Consider the following 12,822-nt stretch of genomic DNA (forward strand, 5'->3'; position numbering starts at 1 on the left):
CCTAATTAGGGGCGTAGTTCAATTGGTAGAGCACCGGTCTCCAAAACCGGGTGTTGGGAGTTCGAGTCTCTCCGCCCCTGCCAGAAATCATCCTTAGCGAAAGCTAAGGATTTTTTTTATCTGAAATAATCCTCTCCGAAGTAAATCCTTCTACCGGCATCCTTGCCAGCCATTCAGATTAATACACTTCATCCAGCACGTTAATTTTCAAAAGATCGCGAATCAACGCATTTTTATCGCTATTTTGCAGCCATATGGCATAAAGCGGCCGTGAAAGTGTTGTGCTATCGACAACGGTATGCAGGCCGCCTTTTTTACGCGCCCAGCTGACGGGTAGCCAGGTGCAACCATTAAGCATCGCAATCTGTTGCTGTGCCAGTTCAGCAGAACTGGTTGTCAGAATGGGAACTTCGTCAGCACCGATCAAACCTGCCTCATGCTGTTGAAAATCTGGCCCCCACTCCAGTCGCAGATAGTTAAGATCTCCCTTTAGTTTAGAAGGGGCACTGGTATAAAGCGCTAAAGTGAAATACCCCAGCAACTGACTACTAAATTCGTCCATTTTGGGCGCTTCAGTGGTAATAAGAAGATCAAGCTGGCGTTCATGCAGCTGTTTTACCAGAGACTGCCGTTGGGCAATTCGCGCTTCGAACTGTAAGCCTGTATGGGCATCCTGATTTTGATACAAGCGTCCCAACCACTGATTAAGCATACATTCCCACAACGAGGCGCTGGCACCGATAGAAAACTCGTTATGTCGTGAGGTATGCGCCACCTCCTTGCGGGCGGCCTGCCAGGTGCTCATGAGCGTTTCTGCATAAGGCAGTAGTTTTTCACCGGCAGCGGTTAAACGGATATTGTTTCTGTGGCGGGTGAAAAGGTTCACACCCAGTTGATTTTCCAGTTGTCTGATTCGAAAGCTCACTGCTGACTGGGTCAGATAGAGCGATTCAGCCGCTCGACCAAAGTGACGCGTTCGGCTAACTTCCAGGAAAGTTTTTAACAATTCCGTATCCACAGTGCTCTCCGCAAAATTATTTGTCGTTATGATTTAAATGTTTTGTTTTACACTCTGTCAAGCGTAACTAATACTCCGCGCCATAACTAGCTCGGTCAAAGAATTAGGAGCGTGCAGGATGGCGGAAAGCTTTACGACGACTAATCGATATTTCGACAATAAACATTATCCACGTGGATTCTCTCGTCATGGTGATTTCACCATCAAAGAGGCACAACTGCTTGAGCGTCATGGTTATGCCTTCAATGAGTTGGATCTTGGCAAACGCGAGCCGGTTACCGAGGAAGAGAAACTCTTCGTAGCAGTATGCCGTGGCGAACGTGAGCCAGTGACAGAAGCAGAACGCGTGTGGTCCAAGTATATGACGCGTATTAAGCGTCCAAAACGTTTTCACACCCTTTCCGGCGGTAAACCGCAGGTTGAAGGTGCTGAAGACTACACCGATTCTGACGATTAATAAAAAGGGCGAAATGCCCTTTTTTTATGTCAGTAGTTTTTGCAGATGGATGAGCAAACGGTCAATCGCACGATAGCTAACTGCCTCCTGCAAATGCTGACGTGTGATAATGTCAGACTGATCAATATCAGCAATGGTTCGTGCAACTTTCAGTAACCGCTGCCAGGCACGAATCGATAACCCCAGATGGATCAGCGTTTCTTCCAACCACATCGCATCTTCGCTCTCAAGTTTGCAGAATTGGCGTATTTCCGGACTATCCAGCCAGGCATTCAGTTTATTCTGCCGCTTAAATTGGCGCTCTCTGGCGGCCATTACGCGTTGTTTAACGGTGGCGCTGCTTTCTCCCGGCACTACCGTTTTACTCAAAATGCCGGGGGGTGGTAATGGGATCTCCAGTGAGAGATCGAAGCGGTCGAGAAAGGGCCCCGAGAGCCGGTTGAGATAACGTAATGTCTGTTCTGGCGTGCAGCGGTTATGGTTTCCCTGATAATGTCCGGTAGGGCTGGGATTCATCGCCGCAACAAGCTGGAAACGGGCTGGATAGGTTATTTTTGCTCGTGTGCGTGAAAGATGGATCTGCCCGGATTCAATCGGCTCTCGCAAGGCATCCAGTGTACGCCGTTCAAATTCAGGTAGCTCATCAAGAAAAAGCACGCCGTTATGCGCCAACGAAATTTCACCTGGCCCTGGAATTGCACCACCGCCCACCATCGCAGTTAACGACGCACTGTGATGAGGTGAGCGGAACGGGCGCTGCCGCCATTGTTTTTGTACTGATTCAGCATTTACCAGACTTAATATCGCAGCGCTCTCCAGTGCCTCTTCATTGCTTAAATCTGGCAACAGGCCATTAATACGGCTGGCGAGCATTGTTTTACCTGTTCCCGGCGGCCCAATCAGTAAAAGGTTGTGCCCACCAGCGGCGGTAATTTCCAGTCCTCGTTTTCCTTGCTCCTGACCGACAACATCACTGAGATCATGTTGTAGCGCCCGGGATACTGCATCAGTTGGTTTCGGGCGTTCGAGAGTGTTCTTACCTTCCAGAAACGCACAGACAGCCTGCAGATGATCGGCTATCAGGCATCCTTCACCGTTAATTAGCCCCACTTCATCTTCGTTATCTTTCGCGACGATAATTTTTCTGCCCGACTTAATAGCTTCAGTTGCACTGGAGATTGCACCGGGAACGCCACGCAGAGCGCCTGTAAGCGCTAGTTCTCCGACTAATTCATATTCATCTAACTTATTGGCTGTAAGCTGTTCTGAGGCCGCCAGCAACGCAATGGCGATAGGTAAATCATATCGCCCCCCTTCTTTTGGCAGATCGGCTGGAGCAAGGTTGATGGTGATTTTTTTCGCCGGATATTCATATCCGCTATTGATAATGGCGCTGCGCACGCGATCGCGAGCTTCTTTCACCGTTGTTTCTGTTAAGCCCACCATCGTTAAGCCGGGTAGACCTTTACTGATATGTACCTCAACAGTGATTGGGGGCGCATTTACTTCCAGGGCTGCGCGGGTATGAACAATTGACAGTGACATAAACCCTCCTTGAGTCACCATTATGTGCATAAGATATCGCTGCTGTAGCCCGCTAATTCGTGAATTTTAGTGGCTGATTCCTGTTTATTTGTGCAAGTGAAGTTGAGTTGTTCTGGCGGTGGAATGATGCTCGCAAAAATGCAGCGGACAAAGGATGAACTACGAGGAAGGGAACAACATTTATACTGAAATTGAATTTTTTCACTCACTATTTTCTTTTTAAAAAACAACAATTTCTATTGAAATTATTAAAGCCATCATAAAAATAGGCCCAAAAATATCTTGTGCTATTCGCAAAATCTATGGTAACTCTTTAGGCATTCCTTCGAACAAGATGCAAGAAAAGACAAAATGACAGCCCTTCTACGAGTGATTAGCCTGGTCGTGATTAGCGTGGTGGTGATTATTATCCCACCGTGCGGGGCTGCACTTGGACGAGGAAAGGCTTAGAGATCAAGCCTTAACGAACTAAGACCCCCGCACCGAAAGGTCCGGGGGTTTTTTTGACCTTAAAAACATAACCGAGGAGCAGACAATGAATAACAGCACAAAATTCTGTTTCTCAAGATTCAGGACGGGGAACTAACTATGAATGGCGCACAGTGGGTGGTACATGCGTTGCGGGCACAGGGTGTGAACACCGTTTTCGGTTATCCGGGTGGCGCAATTATGCCGGTTTACGATGCATTGTATGACGGCGGCGTGGAGCACTTGCTGTGCCGACATGAGCAGGGTGCGGCAATAGCGGCTATCGGTTATGCCCGTGCTACCGGTAAAACTGGCGTATGTATCGCCACGTCTGGTCCGGGCGCAACCAACCTGATAACCGGGCTTGCGGACGCACTGTTAGATTCCATCCCTGTCGTTGCCATCACTGGTCAGGTGTCCGCACCGTTTATCGGCACCGACGCATTTCAGGAAGTGGATGTCCTGGGATTGTCGTTAGCCTGTACCAAGCACAGCTTTCTGGTGCAGTCTCTGGAAGAGTTGCCGCGCATCATGGCTGAAGCATTCGACGTTGCCAGCTCAGGTCGTCCTGGTCCGGTTCTGGTCGATATCCCAAAAGATATCCAGTTAGCCAGCGGCGATCTGGAACCGTGGTTCACCACCGTTGAAAACGAAGTGACTTTCCCACATGCCGAAGTCGAGCAAGCGCGCCAGATGCTGGCAAAAGCGCAAAAACCGATGCTGTACGTTGGCGGTGGCGTGGGGATGGCGCAGGCAGTTCCGGCTTTGCGTGAATTTCTCGCTGCCACAAAAATGCCTGCCACCTGTACGCTGAAAGGGCTGGGCGCAGTAGAAGCAGATTATCCGTACTATCTGGGCATGCTGGGGATGCACGGAACCAAAGCGGCAAACTTCGCGGTGCAGGAGTGTGACCTGCTGATCGCCGTGGGTGCACGTTTTGATGACCGGGTGACCGGCAAACTGAACACCTTCGCACCACACGCCAGTGTTATCCATATGGATATCGACCCGGCAGAAATGAACAAGCTGCGTCAGGCACATGTGGCATTACAAGGTGATTTAAATGCTCTGTTACCAGCATTACAGCAGCCGTTAAATATCAATGACTGGCAGCAACACTGCGCGCAGCTGCGTGATGAACATTCCTGGCGTTACGACCATCCCGGTGACGCTATCTACGCTCCGTTGTTGTTAAAACAACTGTCGGATCGTAAACCTGCGGATTGCGTCGTGACCACAGATGTGGGGCAGCACCAGATGTGGGCTGCGCAGCACATCGCCCACACTCGCCCGGAAAATTTCATCACCTCCAGCGGCTTAGGTACCATGGGTTTTGGTTTACCGGCGGCAGTTGGCGCACAAGTCGCGCGACCGAACGATACCGTTGTCTGTATCTCCGGTGACGGCTCTTTCATGATGAATGTGCAAGAGCTGGGCACCGTAAAACGCAAGCAGTTACCGTTGAAAATCGTCTTACTCGATAACCAACGGTTAGGGATGGTTCGACAATGGCAGCAACTGTTTTTTCAGGAACGATACAGCGAAACCACCCTTACCGATAACCCCGATTTCCTCATGTTAGCCAGCGCCTTCGGCATCCCTGGCCAACACATCACCCGTAAAGACCAGGTTGAAGCGGCACTCGACACCATGCTGAACAGTGATGGGCCATACCTGCTTCATGTCTCAATCGACGAACTTGAGAACGTCTGGCCGCTGGTGCCGCCAGGTGCCAGTAATTCAGAAATGTTGGAGAAATTATCATGATGCAACATCAGGTCAATGTATCGGCTCGCTTCAATCCGGAAACCTTAGAACGTGTTTTACGCGTGGTGCGTCATCGTGGTTTCCACGTCTGCTCAATGAATATGGCTGCCGCCAGCGATGCACAAAATATAAATATCGAATTGACCGTTGCCAGCCCACGGTCGGTCGACTTACTGTTTAGTCAGTTAAATAAACTGGTGGACGTCGCACACGTTGCCATCTGCCAGAGCACAACCACATCACAACAAATCCGCGCCTGAACGCAAAAGGAATATAAAAATGACCACGAAGAAAGCTGATTACATTTGGTTCAATGGGGAGATGGTTCGCTGGGAAGACGCGAAGGTGCATGTGATGTCGCACGCGCTGCACTATGGCACCTCGGTTTTTGAAGGCATCCGTTGCTACGACTCACACAAAGGACCGGTTGTATTCCGCCATCGTGAGCATATGCAGCGTCTGCATGACTCCGCCAAAATCTATCGCTTCCCGGTTTCACAGAGCATTGATGAGCTGATGGAAGCTTGTCGTGACGTGATCCGCAAAAACAATCTCACCAGCGCCTATATCCGTCCGCTGATCTTCGTCGGTGATGTTGGCATGGGAGTAAACCCGCCAGCGGGATACTCAACCGATGTGATTATCGCCGCTTTCCCGTGGGGAGCGTATCTGGGCGCAGAAGCGCTGGAGCAGGGGATCGATGCGATGGTTTCCTCCTGGAACCGCGCAGCACCAAACACCATCCCAACTGCGGCAAAAGCCGGTGGTAACTATCTCTCTTCCCTGCTGGTGGGTAGCGAAGCGCGCCGCCACGGTTATCAGGAAGGTATCGCGCTGGATGTGAACGGTTATATCTCTGAAGGCGCAGGCGAAAACCTGTTTGAAGTGAAAGATGGTGTGCTGTTCACCCCACCGTTCACCTCCTCCGCGCTGCCGGGTATTACCCGTGATGCCATCATCAAACTGGCGAAAGAGCTGGGAATTGAAGTGCGTGAGCAGGTGCTGTCGCGCGAATCCCTGTACTTGGCGGATGAAGTCTTTATGTCCGGTACGGCGGCAGAAATCACGCCAGTGCGCAGCGTAGACGGTATTCAGATTGGCGAAGGCCGTTGTGGCCCGGTTACCAAACGCATTCAGCAAGCCTTCTTCGGCCTCTTCACTGGCGAAACCGAAGATAAATGGGGCTGGTTAGATCAAGTTAATCAATAAATACAAAAAATGGGACGGCACGCACCGTCCCATTTACGAGACAGACACTGGGAGTAAATAAAGTATGCCTAAGTACCGTTCCGCCACCACCACTCATGGTCGTAATATGGCGGGTGCTCGTGCGCTGTGGCGCGCCACCGGAATGACCGACGCCGATTTTGGCAAGCCGATTATCGCGGTTGTGAACTCGTTCACCCAATTTGTACCGGGTCACGTCCATCTGCGCGATCTCGGTAAACTGGTCGCCGAACAAATTGAAGCGGCTGGCGGCGTTGCCAAAGAGTTCAACACCATTGCGGTGGATGATGGGATTGCCATGGGCCACGGGGGGATGCTTTATTCACTTCCATCTCGCGAACTGATCGCTGATTCCGTTGAGTATATGGTCAACGCCCACTGCGCCGACGCCATGGTCTGCATCTCTAACTGCGACAAAATCACCCCGGGGATGCTGATGGCTTCCCTGCGCCTGAATATTCCGGTGATCTTTGTTTCCGGCGGCCCGATGGAGGCCGGGAAAACCAAACTGTCCGATCAGATAATCAAACTCGATCTGGTTGATGCGATGATCCAGGGCGCAGACCCGAAAGTTTCTGACTCCCAGAGCGATCAGGTTGAACGTTCCGCGTGTCCGACCTGCGGCTCCTGCTCCGGGATGTTTACCGCTAACTCAATGAACTGCCTGACCGAAGCGCTGGGCCTGTCGCAGCCGGGCAACGGCTCGCTGCTGGCAACCCACGCGGACCGTAAGCAGTTGTTCCTCAATGCCGGTAAACGCATTGTTGAATTGACCAAACGTTACTACGAGCAAAACGACGAAAGTGCACTGCCGCGCAATATTGCTAGCAAAGCGGCGTTTGAAAATGCTATGACGCTGGATATCGCGATGGGCGGCTCTACCAACACGGTACTTCACCTGCTGGCGGCGGCGCAGGAAGCGGAAATCGACTTCACCATGAGTGATATCGACAAACTTTCGCGTAAAGTCCCGCAGTTATGCAAAGTTGCGCCGAGCACCCAAAAATACCATATGGAAGATGTTCACCGTGCTGGTGGTGTTATCGGTATTCTCGGTGAACTGGATCGCGCGGGGTTACTGAACCGTGATGTGAAAAACGTACTTGGCCTGACGTTGCCGCAAACTCTGGAACAATACGACGTTATGCTGACCCAGGATGACGCGGTAAAAAATATGTTCCGCGCAGGCCCTGCGGGCATTCGTACTACACAGGCATTCTCGCAGGATTGCCGTTGGGATTCTCTCGATGACGATCGCGCAAACGGCTGTATCCGCTCGCTGGAACACGCCTACAGCAAAGACGGCGGCCTGGCGGTGCTCTACGGTAATTTTGCTGAAAACGGCTGCATCGTGAAAACCGCGGGCGTCGATGACAGCATCCTCAAATTCACCGGCCCGGCGAAAGTGTACGAAAGCCAGGACGACGCGGTAGAAGCGATCCTCGGTGGCAAAGTTGTCGCGGGCGATGTGGTGGTGATCCGCTATGAAGGCCCGAAAGGCGGCCCTGGCATGCAGGAAATGCTCTACCCAACCAGCTTCCTGAAATCAATGGGTCTCGGTAAAGCCTGTGCGCTGATCACCGACGGTCGTTTCTCTGGCGGCACCTCTGGTCTTTCCATCGGCCACGTCTCACCGGAAGCGGCAAGCGGCGGCAGCATTGGTCTGATTGAAGATGGTGACCTGATCGCTATCGACATCCCGAACCGTGGCATTCAGTTACAGGTAAGCGATGCCGAACTGGCGGCGCGTCGTGAAGCGCAGGAAGCTCGGGGTGACAAAGCCTGGACGCCGAAAAACCGTGAACGTCAGGTTTCCTTTGCCCTGCGCGCCTACGCCAGCCTGGCAACCAGCGCCGACAAAGGTGCGGTGCGCGATAAATCGAAACTGGGGGGTTAATAATGGCTGACTCGCAACCCCTGTCCGGTGCTCCGGAAGGTGCCGAATATTTAAGAGCAGTGCTGCGCGCGCCGGTTTACGAGGCGGCGCAGGTTACGCCGCTACAAAAAATGGAAAAACTGTCGTCGCGTCTTGATAACGTCATTCTGGTGAAGCGCGAAGATCGCCAGCCAGTGCACAGCTTTAAGCTGCGCGGCGCATACGCCATGATGGCGGGCCTGACGGAAGAACAAAAAGCGCACGGCGTGATCACTGCTTCTGCGGGTAACCACGCGCAGGGCGTCGCGTTTTCTTCTGCGCGGTTAGGCGTGAAGGCCCTGATCGTTATGCCAACCGCCACCGCCGACATCAAAGTCGATGCGGTACGTGGATTCGGCGGCGAAGTGCTGCTTCATGGCGCGAACTTTGACGAAGCGAAAGCTAAAGCGATCGAACTGTCACAGCAGCAGGGGTTCACCTGGGTGCCGCCGTTCGACCATCCGATGGTGATTGCCGGGCAAGGCACGCTGGCGCTGGAACTGCTCCAGCAGGACTCCCATCTCGACCGCGTATTTGTGCCAGTCGGCGGCGGCGGTCTGGCGGCGGGCGTAGCGGTGCTGATCAAACAACTGATGCCGCAAATCAAAGTGATCGCCGTAGAAGCGGAAGACTCCGCCTGCCTGAAAGCAGCGCTGGATGCGGGTCATCCGGTTGATCTGCCACGCGTGGGACTGTTCGCCGAAGGTGTCGCGGTAAAACGCATCGGTGACGAAACCTTCCGTTTATGCCAGGAGTATCTCGACGACATCATCACCGTCGATAGCGATGCGATCTGTGCGGCGATGAAGGATTTATTCGAAGATGTGCGTGCGGTGGCGGAACCCTCTGGCGCGCTGGCGCTGGCGGGAATGAAAAAATATATCGCCCAGCACAACATTCGCGGCGAACGGCTGGCGCATATTCTTTCCGGTGCCAACGTGAACTTCCACGGCCTGCGCTACGTCTCGGAACGCTGCGAACTGGGCGAACAGCGTGAAGCGTTGTTGGCGGTGACCATTCCGGAAGAAAAAGGCAGCTTCCTCAAATTCTGCCAACTGCTTGGCGGGCGATCGGTCACCGAGTTCAACTACCGTTTTGCCGATGCCAAAAACGCCTGCATCTTTGTCGGCGTGCGCCTGAGCCGCGGCCTCGAAGAGCGCAAAGAAATTTTGCAGATGCTCAACGACGGCGGCTACAGCGTGGTGGATCTCTCCGACGACGAAATGGCGAAGTTGCATGTGCGCTATATGGTCGGCGGGCGTCCGTCACATCCGTTGCAGGAACGCCTCTACAGCTTCGAATTCCCGGAATCACCGGGCGCGCTGCTGCGCTTCCTCAACACGCTGGGTACGCACTGGAACATTTCTTTGTTCCACTATCGCAGCCATGGCACCGACTACGGGCGCGTACTGGCGGCGTTCGAACTTGGCGACCATGAACCGGATTTCGAAACCCGGCTGAATGAGCTGGGCTACGATTGCCACGACGAAACCAATAACCCGGCGTTCAGGTTCTTTTTGGCGGGTTAATGGTTCGGCAAAATCTTCCAGAATGCCTCAATTAGCGGCTCATGTAGCCGCTTTTTCTGCGCACACACGCCCAGCTCAAACGGCGTTTTCTCATCGCTGCGCTCTAAAATCATCACGCGGTTACGCACCGGTTCGGGGCTGTTTTCCAGCACCACTTCCGGCAACAATGCCACGCCACAGCCGAGCGCCACCATCGATACCATCGCTTCATGCCCGCCAACCGTGGCGTAAATCATCGGGTTACTGATTTTATTGCGTCGGAACCACAACTCAATGCGGCGGCGCACCGGCCCCTGATCGGCCATGATAAACGGTACCGTTGACCAGTCCGGCTTTTCGACAGAAACCTGATTACGCACCGGGCAGGGCAATGCGGGTGCAATCAACACCACTGCCAGATTCTCCAGCATCGAAAACGCCACCGCGCCGGGCAGAGTCTCTGGCTTCCCGGCAATAGCCAGATCAGCTTCACCTGTGACGACTTTTTCCATTGCATCTGCCGCATCACCGGTAGTGAGTTTGATCTCCACCGACGGGTGCTCCGCGCGGAAGCGATCCAGAATCGGCGGCAGATGGCTGTAAGCGGCGGTCACCGAGCAGAAGATATGTAATTCGCCATAGAGCAACGGCCCTTGCTGGTCGATGGTGTGGCGCAGCTGCTGATACTGCAACAGCGTTTGCTGGGCGAAAACGCGCAGTTCTTCGCCCGCTTCAGTCAGCGTCACCGTGCGGTTATCGCGCACAAACAGCGGCTGGCCGAGATCTTCTTCCAGGCGCTGAATCTGCCGTGAGAGCGTGGACGGGCTAACGTGCATCGCCCGCGCGCTGCGGCCAAAATGGCGGCTTTCCGCCAGATGCAGGAAGGTTTTCAGATCGCGTAAATCCAATGGCGCAGCCCTCAATGTTGACGTTGCAGAAATTGCAATGTGACGTTGTGAATATATCAATTTCCGCAATAAATTTCCTGTCATATAGTGAATTCAATCTCGCAAACGCGAACCGAACAATAAGAAGCACAACACCACGAGGAATCACCATGGCTAACTACTTCAATACACTGAATCTGCGTCAGCAGCTGGCACAGCTGGGCAAATGTCGCTTTATGGGGCGCGATGAATTCGCCGATGGCGCGAGCTACCTTCAGGGTAAAAAAGTAGTCATCGTCGGCTGTGGCGCACAAGGTCTGAACCAGGGTCTGAACATGCGTGATTCTGGTCTCGATATCTCCTACGCTCTGCGTAAAGAAGCGATTGCCGAGAAGCGCGCGTCCTGGCGTAAAGCGACCGAAAATGGTTTTAAAGTGGGTACTTACGAAGAACTGATCCCACAGGCGGATCTGGTGGTTAACCTGACGCCGGACAAGCAGCACTCTGATGTAGTGCGCACCGTACAGCCACTGATGAAAGACGGCGCGGCGCTGGGTTACTCGCACGGTTTCAACATCGTCGAAGTGGGCGAGCAGATCCGTAAAGACATCACCGTAGTCATGGTTGCGCCGAAATGCCCTGGCACCGAAGTGCGTGAAGAGTACAAACGTGGATTCGGCGTACCGACGCTGATTGCCGTTCACCCGGAAAACGATCCGAAAGGCGAAGGCATGGCGATCGCTAAAGCATGGGCGGCAGCAACCGGTGGTCACCGTGCGGGCGTGCTGGAATCGTCCTTCGTTGCGGAAGTGAAATCTGACCTGATGGGTGAGCAAACCATCCTGTGCGGTATGTTGCAGGCTGGCTCGCTGCTGTGCTTCGACAAGCTGGTGGAAGAGGGCACCGATCCGGCATACGCAGAAAAACTAATTCAGTTCGGTTGGGAAACCATCACCGAAGCGCTGAAGCAGGGCGGTATCACACTGATGATGGACCGTCTCTCTAACCCGGCGAAACTGCGTGCTTACGCGTTGTCTGAACAGCTGAAAGAGATCATGGCACCGCTGTTCCAGAAACATATGGACGACATCATCTCCGGAGAATTCTCCTCCGGTATGATGGCGGACTGGGCCAACGATGATAAGAAACTGCTGACCTGGCGTGAAGAGACCGGCAAAACCGCCTTCGAAACCGCGCCGCAGTATGAAGGCAAAATCGGCGAGCAGGAGTACTTCGATAAAGGCGTACTGATGATCGCGATGGTGAAAGCGGGCGTTGAACTGGCGTTCGAAACCATGGTTGATTCCGGCATCATCGAAGAATCTGCTTACTATGAATCACTGCACGAACTGCCGCTGATTGCCAACACCATCGCCCGTAAGCGTCTGTATGAAATGAACGTGGTTATCTCTGATACTGCCGAGTACGGTAACTATCTGTTCTCTTACGCTTGTGTGCCGCTGCTGAAACCGTTTATGGCAGAACTGCAACCGGGCGATTTGGGTAAAGCTATTCCGGAAGGTGCGGTAGATAACGCGCAGCTGCGTGATGTAAATGAAGCGATTCGCAGCCATGCGATTGAGCAAGTAGGTAAGAAACTGCGCGGCTATATGACGGATATGAAACGTATTGCTGTTGCGGGTTAATAGCGATTCAGAGTTCAAGGCCTTCTCCCGGAGAAGGCCTTGCTATTAGTTACGGTACAGCACCTTAATGATGTGGTAACCGAACTGGGTGTGCAGCGGGCCGGTTGGCTCCAGTACCGGACAAGAGAACACAACTTTATCGAACGCCGGAACCATCTGACCCTGGCGGAATTCACCTAAATCACCGCCGCGTTTGCCTGATGGGCAAATGGAGTGTTTCTTCGCCAGCTTGCCGAAATCGGCACCGTTCTTAATCTGCACGAGAAGATCCAGAGCCAGTTTCTCTTCTTTTACAAGGATATGCAGTGCTGCTGCTGTTTTTGCCATGATCGTGCCTTGAGTGGTAAGGATGAGGCTGGCTATACTACCACGCTGTTATTTTCC

The 12,822-nt window shown here is 53.1% G+C and carries 13 protein-coding genes and 1 tRNA gene; 10 read left to right on the plus strand and 4 right to left on the minus strand.

All coding sequences use genetic code 11. The features are described from left to right. The first annotated feature begins 7 nt into the window (after nucleotides 1-7). A tRNA-Trp gene (locus tag ACUU1I_RS07185) sits at nucleotides 8-83 on the plus strand. Between the two features lie 95 nt (nucleotides 84-178). Here the strand turns inward: ACUU1I_RS07185 and hdfR are convergent. Beyond that, nucleotides 179-1,018, minus strand: coding sequence for an HTH-type transcriptional regulator HdfR (gene hdfR / locus ACUU1I_RS07190; protein ID WP_000379245.1), 840 nt, complete (start codon nucleotides 1,016-1,018; stop codon nucleotides 179-181). Between the two features lie 118 nt (nucleotides 1,019-1,136). Between hdfR and maoP the strand changes: the two genes are divergently transcribed. Further along, on the plus strand, nucleotides 1,137-1,475 hold the full coding sequence (gene maoP / locus ACUU1I_RS07195) for a macrodomain Ori organization protein MaoP (RefSeq protein ID WP_000841001.1): 339 nt from the start codon (nucleotides 1,137-1,139) through the stop codon (nucleotides 1,473-1,475). 24 nt (nucleotides 1,476-1,499) lie between these two features. Here maoP and ACUU1I_RS07200 read toward each other — a convergent pair whose 3' ends face one another. After that, the gene (locus ACUU1I_RS07200) at nucleotides 1,500-3,020 is read right to left on the minus strand and encodes a YifB family Mg chelatase-like AAA ATPase (protein WP_000058936.1); all 1,521 of its coding nucleotides are present in this window, start codon (nucleotides 3,018-3,020) and stop codon (nucleotides 1,500-1,502) included. A gap of 351 nt (nucleotides 3,021-3,371) precedes the next feature. Here ACUU1I_RS07200 and ilvL point away from each other — a divergent pair, with 351 nt between their 5' ends. The 7 genes from ilvL to ilvA all read left to right on the plus strand — a co-directional run bounded on the left by ilvL (nucleotide 3,372) and on the right by ilvA (nucleotide 9,926). Then, nucleotides 3,372-3,470 (plus strand): ilv operon leader peptide, encoded by a 99-nt coding sequence (ilvL, locus tag ACUU1I_RS07205; RefSeq protein ID WP_001311244.1) that lies wholly within the window; start codon nucleotides 3,372-3,374, stop codon nucleotides 3,468-3,470. An 85-nt stretch (nucleotides 3,471-3,555) separates the two neighbouring features. After that, on the plus strand, nucleotides 3,556-3,606 hold the full coding sequence (gene ilvX / locus ACUU1I_RS07210) for a peptide IlvX (protein WP_001387183.1): 51 nt from the start codon (nucleotides 3,556-3,558) through the stop codon (nucleotides 3,604-3,606). A gap of 2 nt (nucleotides 3,607-3,608) precedes the next feature. Further along, nucleotides 3,609-5,255, plus strand: a complete 1,647-nt coding sequence (ilvG, locus tag ACUU1I_RS07215) for an acetolactate synthase 2 catalytic subunit (RefSeq protein ID WP_001012582.1) — start codon at nucleotides 3,609-3,611, stop codon at nucleotides 5,253-5,255. Beyond that, the gene (gene ilvM, locus ACUU1I_RS07220) at nucleotides 5,252-5,515 is read left to right on the plus strand and encodes an acetolactate synthase 2 small subunit (RefSeq protein WP_000983255.1); all 264 of its coding nucleotides are present in this window, start codon (nucleotides 5,252-5,254) and stop codon (nucleotides 5,513-5,515) included. Before ilvG ends, ilvM begins: the two co-directional genes overlap by 4 nt. Nucleotides 5,516-5,534: 19 nt before the next feature. After that, nucleotides 5,535-6,464 carry a branched-chain-amino-acid transaminase gene (gene ilvE / locus ACUU1I_RS07225; RefSeq protein ID WP_000208517.1) on the plus strand — a complete coding sequence of 310 codons (930 nt, stop codon included), beginning with the start codon at nucleotides 5,535-5,537 and terminating at the stop codon, nucleotides 6,462-6,464. 64 nt (nucleotides 6,465-6,528) lie between these two features. Next, nucleotides 6,529-8,379 (plus strand): dihydroxy-acid dehydratase, encoded by a 1,851-nt coding sequence (ilvD, locus tag ACUU1I_RS07230; protein ID WP_001127394.1) that lies wholly within the window; start codon nucleotides 6,529-6,531, stop codon nucleotides 8,377-8,379. Nucleotides 8,380-8,381: 2 nt separating this feature from the next. Next, nucleotides 8,382-9,926, plus strand: a complete 1,545-nt coding sequence (gene ilvA / locus ACUU1I_RS07235; RefSeq protein WP_000785608.1) for a threonine ammonia-lyase, biosynthetic — start codon at nucleotides 8,382-8,384, stop codon at nucleotides 9,924-9,926. Here ilvA and ilvY read toward each other — a convergent pair. After that, the gene (ilvY, locus tag ACUU1I_RS07240) at nucleotides 9,923-10,813 is read right to left on the minus strand and encodes an HTH-type transcriptional activator IlvY (protein ID WP_000365767.1); all 891 of its coding nucleotides are present in this window, start codon (nucleotides 10,811-10,813) and stop codon (nucleotides 9,923-9,925) included. The two genes, ilvA and ilvY, sit on opposite strands and share 4 nt — an antisense overlap. Before the next feature lie 149 nt (nucleotides 10,814-10,962). Between ilvY and ilvC the strand changes: the two genes are divergently transcribed. Further along, complete coding sequence (gene ilvC / locus ACUU1I_RS07245; protein WP_000024951.1) at nucleotides 10,963-12,438, plus strand: ketol-acid reductoisomerase; 1,476 nt, start codon at nucleotides 10,963-10,965, stop codon at nucleotides 12,436-12,438. A 45-nt stretch (nucleotides 12,439-12,483) separates the two neighbouring features. On the opposite strand, the gene ppiC is transcribed toward ilvC, so the two are convergent. Beyond that, nucleotides 12,484-12,765, minus strand: coding sequence for a peptidylprolyl isomerase PpiC (gene ppiC, locus ACUU1I_RS07250; RefSeq protein WP_001140256.1), 282 nt, complete (start codon nucleotides 12,763-12,765; stop codon nucleotides 12,484-12,486). Nucleotides 12,766-12,822: the final 57 nt, after the last annotated feature.

The sequence above is a fragment of the Shigella sp. SIG3 genome (assembly GCF_053555855.1).